The sequence below is a fragment of the Thalassobacillus sp. B23F22_16 genome (assembly GCF_043496955.1).
Classification (GTDB): Bacteria; Bacillota; Bacilli; order Bacillales; family Halobacillaceae; genus Thalassobacillus; species Thalassobacillus devorans_A.
Map to the genome: position 1 here is coordinate 1 of NZ_JBIEKD010000038.1, position 18,253 is coordinate 18,253.

The window sequence follows — 18,253 nt, forward strand, 5'->3', positions numbered from 1 at the left end:
CACTGCGCGAGAACTCTTCCGGTTACCATAAAGGTCAAAAGAAAATTTCCAAACGGGGACGAAAACGGCTCAGAAACCTTCTGTTTCGCGCCATATTGCCTTTGATTCAAAATAATCGTGCGTTTAAGGAATTATACCAGTACTACATTACTCGTCCCGTTAATCCTTTGAAAAAGAAGGAAGCAATGGTCGTGTTGTGCGGAAAACTGTTAAAGATCTTTTTTGGTTTATCGAACCGCCAGGTTCACTTCAATGAGGACCGAATGAAACAGGACCTCCACTGTCTTCAACAGGCAGCGTAACCTATATTTCTGACCCATAAGATGACACGGAGAAGCTGGCGCCAAGCGAGACAACAGACTACGAGTCTATGCGGGAGAATAAAGCCGGCCTCTGCCTTATGATGAGACCAAACGAAGGAATGTAGGCGCACGACGCCAAGAGACATGGGAGGGTAAGTCCTCATAAGAAAGCAGGGATCCAAGGTGCATCGATTCATACAAAAAAGATCGCCTAATACAGTTAGGAAACGCAACGCGTCCCTTCGATTTCCTTAATATTGAAGAAAAGGAATAACTTGTTTAACAAATGAAGTATAAAAAAAATTTAAAAGTGTTAAAACGATCTTTAACCCTTGGTGTATCAACATTTCCGGAGGGAGTCTCCCCGTTTCCCTGCCCACCCAGCCATTGTTAAAGTTAACGGGCCCTTCAAAAGGTGTATAACTAACCCCTTCAACTGCGCATGTAAAGAATGTAAATGTTTTTTTATCACATCATGGGGCTGTTTTTATAAGCGTGATTTCGAGAACTTCATATGGCAAGGGGCGTGGGGGAAGGGTGAGACTCCTGCGGGAAAGGATAGACTGGCAAGACCCCGCAGAGCTTTAGCTCGAGGAGGCTTGCCGTCTTCCCCGCGGAAAGCGAATCCTTTCCCAACGACCCTTCCCCTCACACAATCATCTCGAAATCAAGTCTTCGACTTTTCGGCCCTTTAATTGAATAGACCTCTTATGGTAAATTAACAACAATGTTTAACAGAGACTAACAAAATTATGTATCATCACGAAGTAAGGTTATGGTGAAAAATGTCATATCTTGCAAATGATAAAAAAGTTTACCTGCAAAGAAAAAAGGCGTATTAACTTATTTTATCTCTGGTTCTCTATCTTTTTCGCATGATTTTAAGATTGACAAAAACTAATCACTTCGTTCTAAACACAATATCTGGTGTTATTTTTAAAAAAAGAACACAATATATTGATTAAGATTCTTTTTATGTGGTATGTTACTTGTAGAATAAAAAAAACAGACAACAAGAAGAATACCATCATTTTTATATAAAATAAATAGATAAGGGAGAGGTTCATTGATGCCAACTACTGCTGAATCTCATACAAACATTGACGTAGAGCGGTTGAATAAAGATATTCGACAATTCCCTCAAGTCCATGAGATTGAACCGGATATGAACATTACACATAAAGGAGTATCGCGTCTTGTCATGCTGGATCGATACGCTTTTAAAGATACAGAAAGACTGACTTTAGGCGAAGGGGATTTTGTAGTACTAACAGTAAAGGAAGATCCGAATTTCCCTGCACGTGGTCTGGGGTTCATTGAATCGATTGATTGGGAAGCGAAAAGGGCGAATGTTAAGGTTGAACAGGAATTTGTTCATGTACTGGATAACGATGAAGAACGCGAAACAGGGATAGTAACACGGAATCTGGATACGATTGATAAACCCTTGGAAATATTTTACGAACAAATTGCTATGCGTAATGCAACCGGGTTGGCGGAGGTAGAAACAGATCCGGAGAAAAAGCACACCTGGTATCAGGAATTTTATAAAGAACTCTCTGAATTGAATTTTGTACCGGCAGGCCGAGTCCTCTATGGAGCAGGTGCCAATACTGATGTTACTTACTTCAACTGCTACGTCATGCCGTTTGTACAGGATTCCAGGGAAGGAATATCTGATCATCGAAAGCAAGTGATGGAAATCATGTCCCGTGGAGGCGGGGTCGGAACGAATGGATCGACATTACGGCCGCGTAACGCCCTGGCGAGAGGCGTAAATGGGAAGTCCTCTGGTTCTGTATCCTGGCTTGATGATATTGCCAAGCTTACCCACTTGGTCGAGCAGGGCGGATCAAGAAGAGGGGCTCAGATGATTATGCTTGCGGACTGGCATCCGGATGTTCTGGAGTTCATTATTTCGAAGATGCAGAATCCCCGGATTCTTCGTTTCCTGATTGAGAACACGGAAGATGGACAAATTAAGCGATTAGCTCAGGAAAAACTGAAGTTCACTCCTTTAACAGAAACAGAGCGTGACATGTATCAAAGTGTTGTGAACTATAAAAATATGCCGGGCTATGGTGGTTTTACAGAAAAGGCTATTAGGGAAGCGGAAGAAAAACTGTTGACCGGAGGGACTTATACGGTTCATAATCCTGATTTCCTTACAGGAGCCAATATTTCGGTCTGCATCACTAAAGAATTTATGGAAGCAGTAGAGAATGACGAAGATTACCATCTTCGATTCCCGGATGTGGAAAATTACACTGCTCAGGAAATGGATGAATATAATGCTGAATGGCATAAGGTTGGCGATGTACGGGAATGGAAAGCCAAAGGATACGGCGTTCGTACGTACAGGAAAATCAAAGCAAAAGAACTATGGAATTTGATTAACATCTGTGCCACTTATTCGGCAGAGCCTGGTATTTTCTTTATTGATAATGCTAATGAAAAAACGAATGCTACTGCCTATGGACAAAAAGTGGTTGCAACCAACCCTTGCGGTGAACAGCCTCTTGCTCCTTATTCTGTTTGTAACCTTGCCGCCGTCAATCTGGCAGCGATGGCGGACAAAGAGAATAAAAAAGTCAACTACGATAAATTGAAGAAGACAGTAGAAACCGGGGTACGGATGCAGGATAATGTCATCGATGCGACGCCTTACTTCCTGGAAGAGAACCGTAAGCAGGCGCTTGGTGAGCGTCGTGTCGGTCTGGGTGTCATGGGGCTTCATGACCTGTTGATCTACTGTGAAACGGAATATGGTTCAGAAGAAGGCAACAAACTGGTGGATGAAATCTTTGAAACGATTGCCACCACAGCTTATCGTGCTTCGATTGAGCTGGCTAAAGAAAAAGGGAGCTTCCCTTATTTAGTAGGAGAAACCGATAAGGAAACGAACGAATTACGGCAGCAGTTTATCGATACAGGGTACATGAAACAAATGCCGGACGATATTCGTGAAGCAATACTTGAACATGGCATCCGCAACTCCCATCTGTTGACGGTAGCCCCTACAGGCAGCACAGGAACGATGGTAGGAGTTTCAACAGGACTTGAGCCATACTTCTCCTTCTCTTACTACCGAAGCGGACGGTTAGGGAAGTTCATAGAGGTGAAGGCGGACATCGTCCAGGAATATTTGGATCACCACCCAGAGCAGGATCCGGACCATCTGCCTGATTGGTTTGTAACTGCGATGGGGTTATCACCGGAAGCCCATGCGGATACCCAATGTGTGATCCAGCGCTGGGTTGACAGTTCTATCTCTAAAACTGTCAATGCTCCTAAAGGTTATTCTGTCGAGCAGGTGGAAAGTGTTTACCAGCGTCTGTATCGCGGAGGTGCCAAAGGTGGAACGGTTTATGTCGACGGCAGCCGTGATTCACAGGTGCTGACGCTTAAAGCCGAAGAAAATGATTTTGAGGGCGAACAGACAGAATTTGAATTTGAAGAAGATAAAAAACCTCGGGTCGTATTAATGGATACCGTCCAGGAATTAACAAAAACGGATGTGACGATTGGTTCAGAAGTTGGTAATACATGTCCTGTATGCCGTAAAGGGAAAGTGGAAGACATTGGCGGTTGTAATACATGCACGAATTGTAATGCCCAGTTAAAGTGTGGGTTATAATTTAAGTAATGAACCCTGTGGCAATCCAGCTGCAGGGTTTTTGCTATACGAAAAAACAAACCGGGTGAAAAGACTTTCCAATAGTTATTATGATAGGGTCTTTCTTGTCACTTTTTAGAAACTAGTGTATGATTTTTATTATACATATCCAGATAGGCAGTATTGGGGGATTAGCATGCCGACACCGAGTATGGAGGACTATATTGAACAAATATATATGCTGATAGAGGAGAAGGGATATGCACGGGTCTCTGATATTGCAGAAGCGTTGAGTGTCCACCCTTCCTCTGTAACAAAAATGGTACAGAAGCTGGATCGGGATCAATACCTGAATTATGAAAAATACCGGGGCCTTGTATTAACGGCGAAAGGGAAAAAGATAGGAAAACGTCTCGTTTACCGGCATGAGTTGTTGGAGCAATTCCTCGAAATCATTGGTGTAGCTGATGAAAATATCTATGAAGATGTTGAAGGTATTGAACACCATTTAAGCTGGAACTCCATCGATCGTATAGGTGACCTGGTGCAATACTTTGAAGAAGATGAAACAAGAATTAAAGGACTGCGGCAAGTACAAGAAAATAATGAAAAAGAAACCACATAAAACCAAGCAGTAAAGACGTACCTTGAAGAAAGGGCGTCTTTTTTTCGTGATTTTTCGGTTCTATACGAGCCTGAAACTCCTTATATATGAAACAAATGGCCTCTAAGGAGGGGACCTATGAAAATCGATGGTGTTTTTTCAGGGGGCGGGGTAAAAGCTCTTGCCTTTGTGGGAGCATTGCAGGTGGTGGAAAAAAGAGGCTATACCTTTCAAAGGATGGCTGGAACCTCTGCGGGTGCAATCACCGCCAGTCTGCTTGCAGCGGGTTATCGTGTCAATGAACTTGAAGCTGTCCTAAGAGAATTAGATTTTGAAACATTCGTCGACCCTCCTTTGGTGGACCGGCTGATTCCTTTTACCAAATGGTTTTTATTGTATTTTCGCATGGGTTTATATAAAGGGGATCGGCTTGAACGTTGGTTATATGATCGCCTTGCGGCTAAAGGTGTCTATACCTTTCGTGATCTGCCTGATGGAAAACTGAAAATCATCTGTTCTGATTTGACCCTTGGAAGGATATTGGTTGTACCAGATGACTTAGAGACCTATTATAATATTGATCCTTACCAATTTCCAATTGCGAAAGCAGTAAGGATGAGTGCTGGACTTCCGTATTATTTTAGTCCAGTCAAATTACAAGGCAAGGGGAACGTCAAATCTATAGTGGTAGACGGTGGATTGCTTAGCAATTTCCCGATTTGGTCACTGGAAAATCGTGATGGAAAGCGGATCAGACCGATACTCGGTATGAAACTTAGCAATCCACCAAACCAGCTGCCGGAAAGGAAAATCAATAACTCAATCGAAATGTTCCATGCGCTTTTTTCTACTATGAAGCAAGCGCACGATGCGCGGTATATTTCTAAATCTAAGAGTGCAGATATTCTCTTTATTCCAGTAACTACAATTGATACTACGGATTTTCACTTGAATGAGAACCAAAAAGATGAGTTAATTCAAATTGGAAGAGAGCATGCGGAGATGTTTATGGGGAAATGGAGAAAATAAAAAATCGAGCTTCATCTTAAGATGAGGCTCGATTTTTTTTCTTGTTTTTATTGCCTTCGATAACGCGCAGGTGTGCAGCACTTGTTTTTCGTTTCTTTTTACTAAGGATAGGGGATGGGTTGAAGGTAGATTTTCCAGTAGGTTTTGTACTACTTTCATTCCCTTTGTACTTCTTTTTCGACTGCTTGACAGCCTGTTTGTATTTTTTCATTTCATCTGATGACCCACCTCTTCGTTTCATCAGAAAATGATTAAGCACGAAGTAAAGAACTGCTGCGATACCTACCATAATCAACAGGTTTGTCAAAAGACCCATGGCATCGGTCGCCAATTTCATTACAAGACCGACGACTGCAAGCCCAATCAAAATATAAATGACAGGAGTCATACGACTGCGTGGCATGATTTTCATGTGCCTCCCTTCCATTTTCAAATCGTTAAGAGATCACCCTACTATCTGTATACCACCTTTTCGGCCATTTTCATCATTTTCAAGCACTTTTTTAAAAGAATGTAATGCAACTTCAACATGATCGTCTTTTGGTTCCTTGGTTGTCAGGAGCTGCAGCCACAGACCTGGATACCCTAATACCTTTAGTAGAGGAACGTTTCTTACTTTATTCGTTAGTTGTAAAACTTCAAAGGAAAGTCCAATAACGATAGGTATGAGAAAGATCCGGTTAACGATCCTCCACCACAGTGGATCTGTGGCAACGAACATGTAAACAAACATCCCAACTATAACTGTAAACAAAATAAAGCTGGATCCACAACGGTAATGGAGACGTGATTGCTTTTGTACTCCTTCTACGGTCAGTGGGGCACCATTTTCATACGCATTAATTACTTTATGTTCAGCTCCATGATACTGGAATACTCTCTTAATGATTGGTGTCATGGAAATGAAATAGATATAACCCAGTAATAAAATGAGTTTGAATAGGCTTTCCAATGCGACCTGGCCGAACCTTCCAGAGATGACAGGTTCAAAGAAGTCAGCTACTAATGCAGGAGTAACTGTGAAAATAAGCTTTCCAAAGAAAAAAGATAATACACCAATGGCCCCCACACCTAAGATCATAGCTAATTTAGAAGATTCTTCTTCTTTTTCGATCTGCTCGTCATCCTCTGGGTGTACATCATATCTTTCAGTAGAAAAATTCAAATGTTTAGTGCCATTTGCACTTGCTTGAATGAGAGAAACGAGACCTCTTAATAATGGGATCTTTTTTAAACGATTTGCTATTTTAGATTCTTTCCGTTCCAGCTCAAAATATTCAATACTTTTATCTTTTCTACGTATGGCAGTTACATAGCTTTTTTTTCCGGCGAACATAACGCCTTCTACTACAGCCTGCCCGCCGTATGCAGTTGAATTTTTTTCGGACATAGTACACCAACCTTACGTTGTAATTTACCTCTTAACTTATATTTTACAGCAAATCCCATAGTATCACTAGCCCCTTTTCTTCCTATGAGCCCTGTTTAAGAATTATTTGATGCTAAAGGGAGAAACTAGCAGATGGAGGTGTTGACATGGATAAGACACAATTAGAACAAAACCAACAGGAAAAACCAATAAGCATCATGAATAAATCTTTACTGACCGGGTTTGTCGGCGGGATGTTATGGAGTATATTCGGGGCACTATCTTACTATTTTAATTTTACGGAAGTATCGCCTGCTTCATTCTTAATTCGTTCATTCTGGCAGACTGGCTGGACGAGTTCCTTTTTAGGGGAAGTACTGGGTATCATTGGTGTCAGTCTGATATCCATAGCAGGTGCCCTTGTTTATTACTTAGCTTTGAAGAAAACAAATGGTATTATGCCCGGTGTATTGTACGGGGGAGCCGTGTGGGGAATCGTATTTTATTTATTGAACCCTATTTTTGCAGCTGTTCCTGCTCTTCCGGATATGACAAGTGATACGATTGTCACGACAATTTGCTTATTTGTTTTATACGGCACCTTTATCGGGTATTCCATATCATATGAATATCATGATCTTAATCAGCCAGCTGATGGCGATGCTTCAGGGAAATGATTATTAAAAGCCCATGGAAGTATGATAAGATTGATTTGTGTGAATATTCTACGAAGCACTGGAGAGATCATGATGAAACGCTTGCTGGTTTTAAATGGACCAAACTTAAATTTATTAGGAAAAAGAGAACCGGGTATATACGGGCATGGCACCATGGACGATGCTGTAAAACTGGCGAGAGAAACTGCTGCTGAAAAGGGGATCGAAGTGGATGAATATCAATCGAACCATGAAGGTGAGCTGATCGATGCCATACAACAGGCAGAAGGGAAATATGAAGGTGTAATTTTTAATCCTGCTGCATACACGCATACGAGCATTGGCTTGCGGGATGCTATCAGTGCTACTGAAGTTCCTGTAGTGGAGGTTCATATTTCAAATGTCCATCAGCGGGAATCATTCCGGCATCAATCGATGCTCGCTCCAGTCTGCCAAGGGCAAATCGTCGGGTTCGGACTCCTTGGTTATCGCCTGGCTGCGTTAGCATTAATGGAAAGTTTCGAAGGGAGAAGGTAAATATGGATAAAATCAGGGGTATTAGACAAAGCATACAAGACATGGATATTGACGCATTACTAGTGACGAGTGATAAAAACAGACGGTACCTGACTAATTTTACCGGAACTGCCGGGGCAGTACTAATTACAGCGGAAGATGCGTTACTCATTACGGATTTTCGGTACACAAAACAGGCAGAAGAACAGGCGAAAGGTTATGAAATAGTAGAACATAAGCAGTCATTAGTCGACGAGATTGCTGCCCAGGTCGACCGATTAGGAGTGAAGACTGCCGGTTTCGAACAAGACTTACTTACATACGGCAGTCACCGTCAGTACGAGGAGAAGTTAGGCGCTGAGCTCGTACCTACATCTGGTCTGGTGGAAAAGTTGAGGTTGATAAAGACAGATGAAGAGATTAGTATATTAAAGGATGCTGTTAAAATCGCAGATGACGCTTTCGACCACATCCTTTCCTACATTAAACCCGGTATCAGGGAAGTTGATGTGGCTAATGAACTGGAATTCTTTATGCGTAAGCAAGGAGCAACTTCCTCGAGTTTTGACATCATCGTAGCCTCTGGCGAAAGGTCTGCTTATCCTCACGGAGTAGCTTCGGAAAAAGAGATCCAGTCCGGAGAACTTGTCACCTTGGATTTCGGGGCATTATATAAAGGCTATTGTTCTGATATTACCCGCACAGTTGCTGTAGGGCAGATCAGTGATGAGCTGAAGGAGATTTATGATACCGTACTAGAAGCGCAGTTACGTGGTATGGAAGGGTTAGCTGCTGGAATTACAGGCAAAGAAGCAGATGACCTGACACGTGATTATATAAAAGAAAAGGGTTACGGTGAATATTTTGGTCATTCTACAGGGCATGGACTAGGATTGGATGTTCATGAAGGTCCTGGTTTGTCACCTCGCAGCGACAAAGTTTTGGAGGCTGGAATGGTAGTTACAGTAGAACCAGGTATCTATGTGCCGGGAGTAGGCGGTTGCAGAATCGAAGATGATGCTCTCATTACGGAAGCGGGTAATGAGCGTCTGAGCCAATCACCTAAAGAATTAATTACGTTGTAAAGAGAACGCAGGGAAAAGGAGAGATTTTAATGATTTCAGTCAATGATTTTAAAACCGGCTTGACCATTGAAGTAGACGGAGAGATCTGGTCTGTTGTTGAATTCCAGCATGTCAAGCCTGGTAAAGGTGCTGCATTTGTAAGATCAAAACTTCGTAATTTAAGGAATGGGAATATACAGGAGAAAACATTCCGGGGTGGAGAAAAAGTGGAGCGTGCCCATATTGAAACGAATAAAATGCAATACTTGTATTCATCCGGCGACGCCCATACTTTTATGGATAATCACACCTATGAGCAGCTCGAACTACAAACAAACCAAATTGAACGTGAACTTAAATTCTTGAAAGAGAATATGGAAGTAAGTATCCAAACCTATCAAGGGGAAGTAATTGGTATCGAGTTGCCAAACAATGTGGAACTTGAAGTTACAGAAACCGAGCCAGGTGTCAAAGGCGATACGGCAAGCGGTGGAACAAAACCAGCGACAGTCGAAACCGGACTCGTCGTCCAAGTACCATTTTTCGTAAATGAAGGAGACACACTAATCATCAACACTTCTGACGGAAAATACGTTTCCCGAGGCTAAATATAATAGAAGAGCTGTCCCATAAGTCTGCAATAGACTTTCCGGGGCAGCTTTTTTTATTTGTCCATACCAGGCAAGCTGGAACCGAATGGCCTTCTTGCTAATTTCTATGGATAAGGGAATGTATAGAGTTTCAGGGAATGAAATAAGGCTGCACCCGTAGCAGCGTGTTCCATTTTAACGTGTACATAAAAGAACACCAATCCTGTACTGGTGTTCTTTTTGTCTGCTTGTTAATAGTTTACTGGACATGATCTTTCCGTTCCAGAGATAGTCATATACCATCTCGTGGTGCATACATTTACATTAAAGAGTTGGTAGATGGGGTGGTCTTGTTGAGAGAGATTTTGAATTTATTTCCTCCCGTTATGCAGAAGGCGCTTGAGGAAGCGGTGGACTGGAAGACGGTTCATGAAATAAGGGTCAGGGTTGGACAGCCACTGGAGGTAGTCTACTACAAGGATTATGAATGGCTAGAACATCTGGTTCCTACAGAAACGGAAAAAAACCATATTCTTAATCAAGTCAGTCAGTTTTCTCTTTATAGATTGGAAGATGAGTTGCGAGAGGGTTTTATCACAGTAGAGGGGGGACATCGGATCGGACTTGCAGGTAAAGTCAACACGAGCAATGGTGCTGTACAGGCTATCCGTTATATTTCTTCCTTTAATATTCGGATTGCAAGAGAAAAGCGTGGGGCTGCCCAGGGACTGATGGGTCGCCTTGTTCATAAAGGTAATTATTGCAATACGTTGATTATAGGGGCTCCACAGACTGGAAAAACAACTTTGTTGCGGGATATCACCTGCCATATCAGCACTGGATGGAAAGGAGTGGCAGCAAAAAAAGTTGCTGTTATAGATGAAAGATCGGAAATAGGGGCCAGCATCCATGGTGTTCCCCAACTTAATTTAGGACGGCGGACGGATATTATGGATGCCTGTCCCAAATCAGAAGGAATGATGATGATGATCCGGTCCATGTCGCCAGACGTATTGGTGGTCGATGAAATCGGACATCAACGGGATGTAGATGCTATTCAAGAAGCAATCAACGCCGGCGTAACTTTGTATTGTACTGTGCATGGAAATAACTTAAAAGAATTACGAAAACGTCCTTCGATTAAACAGTTGCTGGACCAGCAGGTTTTCAAAAGGTTTGTCCTTTTACAGAAAAGCGGCAGTGGCAATCCGGCAGGCAGAGCGATGATTTTGGATGAAACAGAGAACATCATGGATGTGACTTCAGGAGGGAATGCGCATGAAGTGGATAGGAGCCCTGTTATTACTAGCCGCCACCACATGGGTAGGATTTGAGGTTGCACGCAAATTCAAACAGCGACCTAGACAAATTAAGCAATGGAAGCACGCCTTACAGATACTGGAATCAGAAATGGTTTATGGACAGACCCCGCTCCTGGAGGCGTGTTCCTACCTTTCTAAGCAGCTGCAGGAACCAATCTCCTGGTTTTTCCGGGAAGTTGCGTCAACCAAGCATAAAGGAGGTGTAGACTTCAGCCAGGTATGGACGGAAGAACTTGATCGTCATTGGGTCTACACTTCGCTAGGAGAAAATGAAAAAGAAATACTCAAACAATTTGGGCAGACACTTGGACAACAGGACCTTATACATCAAAGAAAACAAGTGCAGTTAGCATTAAGCCATCTGGACAGGGAGTTGGAAGAGGCTCTGAGTATTTATCATCAATACAACAAAACTGTCAAAGGACTAGGGTTCTTGACAGGCTTACTTATCGTATTGTTACTCATCTAAGGAGGAGGCCGAAGATCGTGATCCAAGATGCAACGGTTTTATTTCAAATTGCAGGAATAGGAATTATCGTAGCAATGATTCATAGCATATTAAAGCAAATGGGAAAAGAAGAAATTGCCCAAGTGGTTACTCTTGTAGGGTTCATCATCGTTCTTTTTATCGTTCTGAACGGACTAGCTGATTTGTTCCAGCAAATCAAATCGGTATTTTTATTTCAAGGATAATTTGAAATGGATATCTTACAAATTGTGGGAATCGGCATTGTATCCAGTATTTTGATATTGCTTTTAAAAGAACAAAAATCATCTTTAGCCTTCATGCTTGCTATCTTCACTGGGCTGATCATATTCCTGGCTCTCATCCAGCAAATCTCCCATATTTTTAAATTGATTGATTATATGGCGGGAAAAGCGAACATCCATGGGGTGTATGTCGAGACAATCTTAAAAATAATCGGTATTGCTTATATTGCGGAATTCGGCGCTCATTTGACAAAGGACGCAGGGTTGTCTTCTATCGCTTCAAAAATTGAGTTGGCAGGAAAGGTATTCATTCTGCTCTTATCCATACCGATTCTGACGGCTTTAATTGAAGCGATATTAGGATTTTTCCCTGGATAATGATGATAGAAGGGGGATGGGCATAAAATGAAATGGCCCTCCTTAGTTTTATTAATAGTGATAGGAATATTGATTGCACCTGACCCAATAGCTGCCGAGCCAAGTCAGCCGGCTGGACCCGAGCCACTGATGGAAAATATAGACTTTGGAGAATTAAATGAATATTGGAGTTCTATTGTCAGGGAGTATGGGGGCTATTTACCTGAATTGAAACAGATGAATATAAAAGATTTTGCCAAACAATCATCTGAGTTGACGGTCATGGATTGGTTAAAAGGATTCCTTAAATTTCTTTTTCATGAACTGATTGCGAACGGAAAATTGCTGGGAAGTTTGATTTTTCTCACTTTATTTATAACGGTCCTGCATACATTACAAAATGCTTTTGAACAAACTACGGTAAGCAAAGTTGCCTATATGATCGTTTACCTTGTTCTAATAATGCTAGCACTAAACAGTTTTCATTTGGCGGTATCTTATACCAGTGATGCTATCGATGCCATGAGTGGATTCATTATCGGGCTTTTACCACTGTTGCTTGGCATAATGGCAACGTTCGGGCACTTAGTGTCTTTATCATTTTTTCATCCTATTATAATCTTTCTTATTCAGATAAGTGGTGTCCTAATATCGAAGGTGGTATTACCGCTCTTTTACTTGTCAGCCCTGCTGTTAATGACAAGTTCATTGACAGATAAATATAAAGTGGATCAGCTGGCTCAACTGTTAAGAAATATTGGCCTTGGGCTAATCGGAACTTTCCTGACGATATTTCTAGGTGTCATTTCTGTACAGGGTGCAGCTACGGCCATACAGGATGGGGTTGCGATGAAAACGGCGAGGTTCGTTACAGGTAATTTCGTTCCTGTAATCGGCAGGCTGTTCACGGATGCAACAGATACCGTATTGGGAGCTTCATTACTATTGAAAAATACAATCGGTTTGGCGGGCGTAATCATTGTGATTGGACTAGCTTTATTCCCAGCTCTAAAAGTACTGGCAATTGCGCTCACTTTCAAAATTGCAGCGGCAGTCCTTCAGCCGATAGGAAACGGGCCGGTAGTAACAAGTATTTCTATTATCAGCAAACATATCTTATATATATTTGCTTGTTTACTTACTGTTACCTTTATGTTCTTCCTGTTAATTGCCATATTAGTGGCATCCAGTAACTTGACCATGATGGTTCGATAAGGAGGAAAAACCGTGGCGTTCATTATTCAATGGGTGACGGAAATAGTTATTTTTTTACTGCTGGCAATGGTGATCGATTTCCTGCTTCCTTCGGGGCAAATGCAAAAGTATGCCAGGTTGGCTATTTCTCTCATACTCGTCTTAATTTTCCTCAATCCATTGTTCCGATTATTCAACACGGATGTAAACCAGTTGATTCAAACACAGGCTCAAACATTCTCGACCGAGATAGTGAAAGAAGAAGCGTTAAAAAAATCAGTTGAAACAAAGAAAAGTGAAATACAAGCCACACAGGATGCATATATATTAGAACAAATGGTTGTCCAAATGAAATCTCAGGCAGAAGAAAAGCTGGCCCAGGACTTCAGCGCAGAAATAATGGATATTACTTTCCTGTTCAAAGATGAAGTGAAAGACCTGGAACATCTGGAAACCGTACAGGTGTCTTTGAAAGAGGTTGAAACAGTGGAATCCATTGAGAACATTGATATTGACTTAGACAAACCTGCGCAAGAAAAGGACGAGCAGACTAAAGAAGCAATCGTATCTTATTTAGCAGAACTTTGGCAGTTGGACCAAGACAGAATCACGATTCAATGGGAGGGTGCAAATGAGTAAATGGCAGGAGATTTTTTCCTTCTTAAAAAAAGATGACGGTAAAAAGCTCAATAAAAGAGGCTATATCGTCCTAGTCGGATTGATTGGTCTTTTGCTGTTGATGGTCGGGAACATTTTTCAAAAATCTTCCCCGGACCCAATTGATTTGTCCACACAGCCAGATCCGGGCGCAGCTGCAGAAACTGCGGTTCACAACGCCGATACAGAAGAAGGGATCAAGGATCTTGAAGAAAGCTACGAAAAGCAGCTCACCCCCTTAATAGAAAATATAAAGGGAGTGAGTGAGGTGGAGGTAATGATCAACCTTGAAGCAACCAAAGAAAAGGTTTACGACAAAAACCTTATTATTGGAAAGCAGACCACTGAAGAATCAGATAAAAACGGTGGGGAAAGGAGTATCGAAGATTATTCCCGGGAGCAGCAGCTGGTGTTGGTAAGGCAAGGCGATCAGGAGCTTCCATTATTGATACAAACAAAAAAACCTAATGTCAAAGGGGTGTTGGTGGTAGCGAAAGGTGTAGATCATATGCAAGTGAAGCAATGGGTAGTCGAAGCAGTCTCAAGGGTGATGGATGTACCGAGTCATCGAGTATCGGTCATGCCTAAAAATTAATAAGGGGGAAGGGTAATGGTTAAAAAGCAAACCGTTTGGTTATTGACAATGTTAAGTCTGATGATTGTGTTGAGTGTTTATTACATGACGGCACCAGAAGGCGATGAAATGGCGTTCATTAATGATGAGGAATGGAGCCAGAACGAATCAGGAGATGACATGGCTGCTGATGCAAACAATGACGAGGGCACAATTATCAGCCAAATGTCAGCAGAAGAGATGTTTGCTGCCATCCGTATGCAAAAGCAAGATGCAAGAGACAAACAGCATGAGCAATTATCCGATATCGTAGCCTCCAGTGATTATAGCGCAGATGAAAAAAATGATGCTCTACAGGAAATGCAGCAGTTACAGGAACTTCAAACTAAAGAGTCGATTCTGGAAACCACTATTCAGGCAAATGCCCAGTATGATGATGTCTTGGTTCGAGTGGAAGAGGATGTTATTAATGTAACTGTCAAAGCAAATGAACTTTCTAAAAAAGAAACAAACAATATTATTAAAATGGCTGTCGATGAGTTTGGTGAAAAGCCAGTCAGGGTAAAATTTCAACCAGCTAACTAAATAGAAAAGATCTCTCCCGGAGAGGTCTTTTTTTATTTGTGAGGTTAAACGATAAGGTGAATCAGTTCAAATGTGGTTACAGTTCTTAACACTAATGGAGTCTGACGCCGGAAATAGTTAACAAAATGGAAAACGCTTTAGTGCAAAGTTGAAGTTTCTACTGCTTTTATCGTAGAATGTTAAAAGGAGTTATTAATACCTGTTATTAAATCCGTAATAAAAAAACAAGGGGTGCCATCTATGTTGAAGGTTCAAGAAATCCGAGAATTAATTAGATTAATTGATGATTCTAAAATTGATGAATTCTGTTTCGAAACAAACGGAACAAAAGTAACCATGAAAAAACAAGGCGGACAAGTTGTCAGCCAGCAACTGCAAGAACCTGTGCAAGCTGCTGCTCCTGTTAAGGAAGAAAAGCAGCCACAACCAGAGCCGGTAAAAGAAAAAACAGAAGAAACACCTTCGCAGGAAGAGAACAAGCAAGAAGCACCAGCATCCTCCCAGTCTGATTATGATGCAGAGGTTACCTCACCGATGGTCGGTACCTTCTATGCTGCTTCCTCACCAGATAGTGATCCATATGTAAGAGTCGGCGAGAAAGTAAAGCCTGACTCGGTGGTGTGCATTGTAGAAGCGATGAAATTATTTAATGAAATCGAAGCGGAAGTATCCGGAGAAATCGTAGAAATATTGGCAGAAGATGGAGAGCTAGTCGAATACGGACAGCCACTTTTCCGGGTTAAGACCGTTTAATGGGGGTAGCTGTATGATTAAAAAGTTGTTGATTGCCAATAGAGGTGAAATTGCAGTTCGTATTATAAGGGCTTGTAAAGAAATGGGCATTGAAACGGTGGCGATTTATTCAGAAGCTGATAAAGAAGCCTTGCACGTTCAGCTTGCAGATGAAGCTTATTGCATCGGCCCGACACTGAGTAAAGACAGTTATCTAAATTATACAAATATTATGAGCCTGGCCAAATTGACAGATGTAGATGCCATCCACCCGGGATACGGTTTTCTCTCTGAAAATGCAGAGTTTGCGGAGATGTGCGAAGAATGTAATGTGACCTTTGTGGGGCCATCTGCATATGCTATTTCAAAAATGGGCACAAAAGATGTTGCTCGTGAAACGATGAAAGAAGCAGGTGTACCTGTAGTCCCAGGATCAGAAGGAATTATTGCAGATGAAGAAGACGGGCTGAAAGTTGCAGAGGAAATTGGATATCCTGTCATCATCAAAGCAACTGCTGGCGGTGGCGGTAAAGGAATTCGTGTTGCCCGTGACAAAGATGAACTGGTTAAAGGAATCCGTGTCACTCAAAATGAAGCAGAAAAAGCATTTGGAAATCCTGGTGTTTACATCGAAAAATTCATTGAAGATTTCCGCCATGTGGAAATTCAAGTACTAGCTGATAATTTCGGTAATGCGATTCATTTAGGAGAACGGGATTGTTCGATTCAACGTCGTTTACAGAAGTTGATCGAAGAAACTCCGTCCCCTGCCATCACTTCCGAAATCAGGGCAGATATGGGGGAAGCAGCTGTAAGAGCCGCACTTGCAGTCGATTATTCAGGAGCGGGGACTGTTGAATTTATATTTGACCAGGAGCAGAATACCTACTACTTCATGGAAATGAATACACGTATTCAGGTAGAACATCCAGTCACTGAGATGGTCACTGGTGTTGATTTAATTAAAGAACAAATCAAAGTAGCCTCAGATGAGAAGCTTGAATACACTCAGGAAGATATCACTTTTGAAGGATGGGCGATGGAGTGCCGAATTAATGCAGAAGATCCCTTCAAAGATTTCATGCCTTCACCTGGGAGAATAGAAATGTACCTGCCGCCAGGAGGTTTGGGGGTAAGGGTGGATTCTGCAGCCTACCAAGGTTACATGATCCCTCCATACTATGATTCGATGATTGCTAAATTGATCACTTATGGAAGAACGAGAGAAGAAGCTATCGACCGGATGAGCCGGGCGTTGGATGAGTATATGGTCGATGGCATCAAAACCACTATCCCATTTCATCAGCGAATGATGAAACACCCTGTTTTTGTCGGCGGAGACTTCAACACAAAATTTTTAGAGAAATATACTATAATGGATGATGAATAGTGGGGAAGGAGTGAATGGTATGAGTGAACAGCGCTTATTGAATGTAAGCAGTGATTCTTCACTAGGAAATGTTGAGATTGCCCCGGAAGTAATAGAAGTTATTGCGGGTATTGCTGCTTCTGAAGTAGCAGGGGTAGCATCTATGCGTGGAAACTTTGCTTCAGGGGTTGTAGAACGGTTAGGGAAGAAAAATCATGGGAAAGGTGTCAAAGTCGAGCTGGAAGATGACGGAATAAGCATTGATGTGTTTGTTGTTATGGACTATGGCATTGCGATCCCGGCTGCAGCTCAAAAAATTCAGGACAATATCCGCCAGGCGTTAATAAACATGACGGCATTAGAAATTAATGAAATCAATATCCATGTCGTCGGTGTCCAAATGGAACTGAAAGAAGACGAAGAAGTAGAAGAACAATAAAAAAAAGTCGTAGGTCTCTCTAGCTGAGATCTATGGCTTTTTTAATTTGCAGCTCCTGTTAAATCAACGCATTGATTTTCCATAAAAGCTCCCTTTAATGGAAGTCTCAGTTTCGAGATATGTTGTTTCCGTTACGGTAGTAACGGTTTGGAGGTCCGGGAAATTACTCGCTTTCCATGGGTGTACGGTGAGCTTCCTCGGGCTAAAGCCCTGCGGGATCTCACCATGTACTGTTCTCCCATCGGAGTCTCGCAATTTCCCGGACCTCCTTGCGTTTATGAGAGAAATGGAAACATCAGTATATCGTTCTTCGAACCAAGAGTGAGCTATACATGAAATATGAACTTAAAGCCGCATCTTTATTCAATTATCCATTAAAAGTAGAAGACATCTGCAATATAACAGGGGTTCTTTTCTCCCATCCTTCGGATGGGGTGGCAGGGAAACTGCGAGACTCCCTCCGGAAATGTTGATACACCAAGGGTTAAAGATCGTTTTAACACTTTTAAAAATTTTTTATACTCCATTTGTTAAACAAGTTATTCCTTTTCTTCAATATTAAGGAAA

At 41.9% G+C, this 18,253-nt stretch carries 21 protein-coding genes; 19 read left to right on the forward strand and 2 right to left on the reverse strand.

All coding sequences use genetic code 11. The features are described from left to right. The 4 genes from ACGTNI_RS18800 to ACGTNI_RS18815 form a co-directional block, all read left to right on the forward strand. Positions 1–302 (forward strand): transposase (locus ACGTNI_RS18800; protein WP_394464112.1); only part of this gene is annotated, 302 nt, incomplete at its 5' end. A 1,069-nt stretch (positions 303–1,371) separates the two neighbouring features. Beyond that, complete coding sequence (locus ACGTNI_RS18805) at positions 1,372–3,939, forward strand: vitamin B12-dependent ribonucleotide reductase (protein ID WP_085508845.1); 2,568 nt, start codon at positions 1,372–1,374, stop codon at positions 3,937–3,939. A gap of 175 nt (positions 3,940–4,114) precedes the next feature. After that, on the forward strand, positions 4,115–4,543 hold the full coding sequence (mntR, locus tag ACGTNI_RS18810; protein WP_085508844.1) for a transcriptional regulator MntR: 429 nt from the start codon (positions 4,115–4,117) through the stop codon (positions 4,541–4,543). A gap of 117 nt (positions 4,544–4,660) precedes the next feature. Continuing rightward, positions 4,661–5,551 carry a patatin-like phospholipase family protein gene (locus tag ACGTNI_RS18815; protein WP_394464113.1) on the forward strand — a complete coding sequence of 297 codons (891 nt, stop codon included), beginning with the start codon at positions 4,661–4,663 and terminating at the stop codon, positions 5,549–5,551. Between the two features lie 16 nt (positions 5,552–5,567). Here ACGTNI_RS18815 and ACGTNI_RS18820 read toward each other — a convergent pair whose 3' ends face one another. Together ACGTNI_RS18820 and ACGTNI_RS18825 are read right to left on the reverse strand one after the other, a co-directional pair. Then, the gene (locus ACGTNI_RS18820; RefSeq protein ID WP_085508842.1) at positions 5,568–5,963 is read right to left on the reverse strand and encodes an SA1362 family protein; all 396 of its coding nucleotides are present in this window, start codon (positions 5,961–5,963) and stop codon (positions 5,568–5,570) included. Between the two features lie 33 nt (positions 5,964–5,996). Next, positions 5,997–6,941: a DUF1385 domain-containing protein gene (locus ACGTNI_RS18825; protein ID WP_394464114.1), complete on the reverse strand. Its 945-nt coding sequence runs from the start codon at positions 6,939–6,941 to the stop codon at positions 5,997–5,999. Positions 6,942–7,087: 146 nt separating this feature from the next. On the opposite strand from ACGTNI_RS18825, the gene ACGTNI_RS18830 reads away from it, so the two are divergent. From ACGTNI_RS18830 to ACGTNI_RS18900, 15 genes are all read left to right on the forward strand, one after another. Further along, positions 7,088–7,597, forward strand: coding sequence for a YqhR family membrane protein (locus ACGTNI_RS18830; protein ID WP_394464115.1), 510 nt, complete (start codon positions 7,088–7,090; stop codon positions 7,595–7,597). A gap of 72 nt (positions 7,598–7,669) precedes the next feature. Continuing rightward, positions 7,670–8,113, forward strand: a complete 444-nt coding sequence (gene aroQ / locus ACGTNI_RS18835) for a type II 3-dehydroquinate dehydratase (RefSeq protein ID WP_394464116.1) — start codon at positions 7,670–7,672, stop codon at positions 8,111–8,113. Positions 8,114–8,115: 2 nt separating this feature from the next. Continuing rightward, entirely contained in the window at positions 8,116–9,177 is a 1,062-nt protein-coding gene (locus tag ACGTNI_RS18840; protein ID WP_394464117.1) for a M24 family metallopeptidase, read from the forward strand. A gap of 29 nt (positions 9,178–9,206) precedes the next feature. Continuing rightward, positions 9,207–9,764, forward strand: a complete 558-nt coding sequence (gene efp, locus ACGTNI_RS18845; RefSeq protein WP_085508837.1) for an elongation factor P — start codon at positions 9,207–9,209, stop codon at positions 9,762–9,764. A 326-nt stretch (positions 9,765–10,090) separates the two neighbouring features. Beyond that, the gene (spoIIIAA, locus tag ACGTNI_RS18850) at positions 10,091–11,080 is read left to right on the forward strand and encodes a stage III sporulation protein AA (RefSeq protein WP_394464118.1); all 990 of its coding nucleotides are present in this window, start codon (positions 10,091–10,093) and stop codon (positions 11,078–11,080) included. Beyond that, positions 11,025–11,537 (forward strand): stage III sporulation protein SpoIIIAB, encoded by a 513-nt coding sequence (gene spoIIIAB / locus ACGTNI_RS18855; RefSeq protein WP_085508835.1) that lies wholly within the window; start codon positions 11,025–11,027, stop codon positions 11,535–11,537. The genes spoIIIAA and spoIIIAB overlap by 56 nt, the downstream gene beginning before the upstream one ends. A 17-nt stretch (positions 11,538–11,554) precedes the next feature. After that, complete coding sequence (spoIIIAC, locus tag ACGTNI_RS18860; RefSeq protein WP_028783177.1) at positions 11,555–11,761, forward strand: stage III sporulation protein AC; 207 nt, start codon at positions 11,555–11,557, stop codon at positions 11,759–11,761. A gap of 6 nt (positions 11,762–11,767) precedes the next feature. Continuing rightward, the gene (gene spoIIIAD, locus ACGTNI_RS18865) at positions 11,768–12,157 is read left to right on the forward strand and encodes a stage III sporulation protein AD (protein ID WP_062446637.1); all 390 of its coding nucleotides are present in this window, start codon (positions 11,768–11,770) and stop codon (positions 12,155–12,157) included. A 27-nt stretch (positions 12,158–12,184) separates the two neighbouring features. Beyond that, positions 12,185–13,351 carry a stage III sporulation protein AE gene (gene spoIIIAE, locus ACGTNI_RS18870; protein WP_085508834.1) on the forward strand — a complete coding sequence of 389 codons (1,167 nt, stop codon included), beginning with the start codon at positions 12,185–12,187 and terminating at the stop codon, positions 13,349–13,351. A gap of 12 nt (positions 13,352–13,363) precedes the next feature. Then, on the forward strand, positions 13,364–13,969 hold the full coding sequence (gene spoIIIAF / locus ACGTNI_RS18875; RefSeq protein ID WP_394464119.1) for a stage III sporulation protein AF: 606 nt from the start codon (positions 13,364–13,366) through the stop codon (positions 13,967–13,969). Then, positions 13,962–14,582 (forward strand): stage III sporulation protein AG, encoded by a 621-nt coding sequence (spoIIIAG, locus tag ACGTNI_RS18880; protein WP_085508832.1) that lies wholly within the window; start codon positions 13,962–13,964, stop codon positions 14,580–14,582. Before spoIIIAF ends, spoIIIAG begins: the two co-directional genes overlap by 8 nt. Positions 14,583–14,597: 15 nt before the next feature. Next, positions 14,598–15,146, forward strand: coding sequence for a SpoIIIAH-like family protein (locus ACGTNI_RS18885; RefSeq protein ID WP_085508831.1), 549 nt, complete (start codon positions 14,598–14,600; stop codon positions 15,144–15,146). Positions 15,147–15,386: 240 nt separating this feature from the next. Then, entirely contained in the window at positions 15,387–15,899 is a 513-nt protein-coding gene (gene accB / locus ACGTNI_RS18890; RefSeq protein WP_394464121.1) for an acetyl-CoA carboxylase biotin carboxyl carrier protein, read from the forward strand. 13 nt (positions 15,900–15,912) lie between these two features. Beyond that, positions 15,913–17,268, forward strand: coding sequence for an acetyl-CoA carboxylase biotin carboxylase subunit (gene accC / locus ACGTNI_RS18895; RefSeq protein WP_085508829.1), 1,356 nt, complete (start codon positions 15,913–15,915; stop codon positions 17,266–17,268). A gap of 19 nt (positions 17,269–17,287) precedes the next feature. Continuing rightward, positions 17,288–17,686, forward strand: coding sequence for an Asp23/Gls24 family envelope stress response protein (locus ACGTNI_RS18900; RefSeq protein WP_085508828.1), 399 nt, complete (start codon positions 17,288–17,290; stop codon positions 17,684–17,686). Positions 17,687–18,253: the final 567 nt, after the last annotated feature.

What these genes read in the sequence shown, in the direction of transcription:
- ACGTNI_RS18815 (WP_394464113.1), top strand. Translation starts at nt 4,661, where the DNA reads ATGAAAATCGATGGTGTTTTTTCAGGGGGCGGGGTAAAAGCTCTTGCC.
- accB (WP_394464121.1), top strand. Translation starts at nt 15,387, where the DNA reads ATGTTGAAGGTTCAAGAAATCCGAGAATTAATTAGATTAATTGATGAT.
- ACGTNI_RS18830 (WP_394464115.1), top strand. Translation starts at nt 7,088, where the DNA reads ATGGATAAGACACAATTAGAACAAAACCAACAGGAAAAACCAATAAGC.
- mntR (WP_085508844.1), top strand. Translation starts at nt 4,115, where the DNA reads ATGCCGACACCGAGTATGGAGGACTATATTGAACAAATATATATGCTG.
- ACGTNI_RS18825 (WP_394464114.1), bottom strand. Translation starts at nt 6,941, where the DNA reads ATGTCCGAAAAAAATTCAACTGCATACGGCGGGCAGGCTGTAGTAGAA.
- aroQ (WP_394464116.1), top strand. Translation starts at nt 7,670, where the DNA reads ATGAAACGCTTGCTGGTTTTAAATGGACCAAACTTAAATTTATTAGGA.
- ACGTNI_RS18840 (WP_394464117.1), top strand. Translation starts at nt 8,116, where the DNA reads ATGGATAAAATCAGGGGTATTAGACAAAGCATACAAGACATGGATATT.
- ACGTNI_RS18805 (WP_085508845.1), top strand. Translation starts at nt 1,372, where the DNA reads ATGCCAACTACTGCTGAATCTCATACAAACATTGACGTAGAGCGGTTG.
- spoIIIAB (WP_085508835.1), top strand. Translation starts at nt 11,025, where the DNA reads ATGAAGTGGATAGGAGCCCTGTTATTACTAGCCGCCACCACATGGGTA.
- ACGTNI_RS18885 (WP_085508831.1), top strand. Translation starts at nt 14,598, where the DNA reads ATGGTTAAAAAGCAAACCGTTTGGTTATTGACAATGTTAAGTCTGATG.
- ACGTNI_RS18820 (WP_085508842.1), bottom strand. Translation starts at nt 5,963, where the DNA reads ATGAAAATCATGCCACGCAGTCGTATGACTCCTGTCATTTATATTTTG.
- spoIIIAD (WP_062446637.1), top strand. Translation starts at nt 11,768, where the DNA reads ATGGATATCTTACAAATTGTGGGAATCGGCATTGTATCCAGTATTTTG.
- spoIIIAE (WP_085508834.1), top strand. Translation starts at nt 12,185, where the DNA reads ATGAAATGGCCCTCCTTAGTTTTATTAATAGTGATAGGAATATTGATT.
- efp (WP_085508837.1), top strand. Translation starts at nt 9,207, where the DNA reads ATGATTTCAGTCAATGATTTTAAAACCGGCTTGACCATTGAAGTAGAC.
- spoIIIAG (WP_085508832.1), top strand. Translation starts at nt 13,962, where the DNA reads ATGAGTAAATGGCAGGAGATTTTTTCCTTCTTAAAAAAAGATGACGGT.
- accC (WP_085508829.1), top strand. Translation starts at nt 15,913, where the DNA reads ATGATTAAAAAGTTGTTGATTGCCAATAGAGGTGAAATTGCAGTTCGT.
- ACGTNI_RS18900 (WP_085508828.1), top strand. Translation starts at nt 17,288, where the DNA reads ATGAGTGAACAGCGCTTATTGAATGTAAGCAGTGATTCTTCACTAGGA.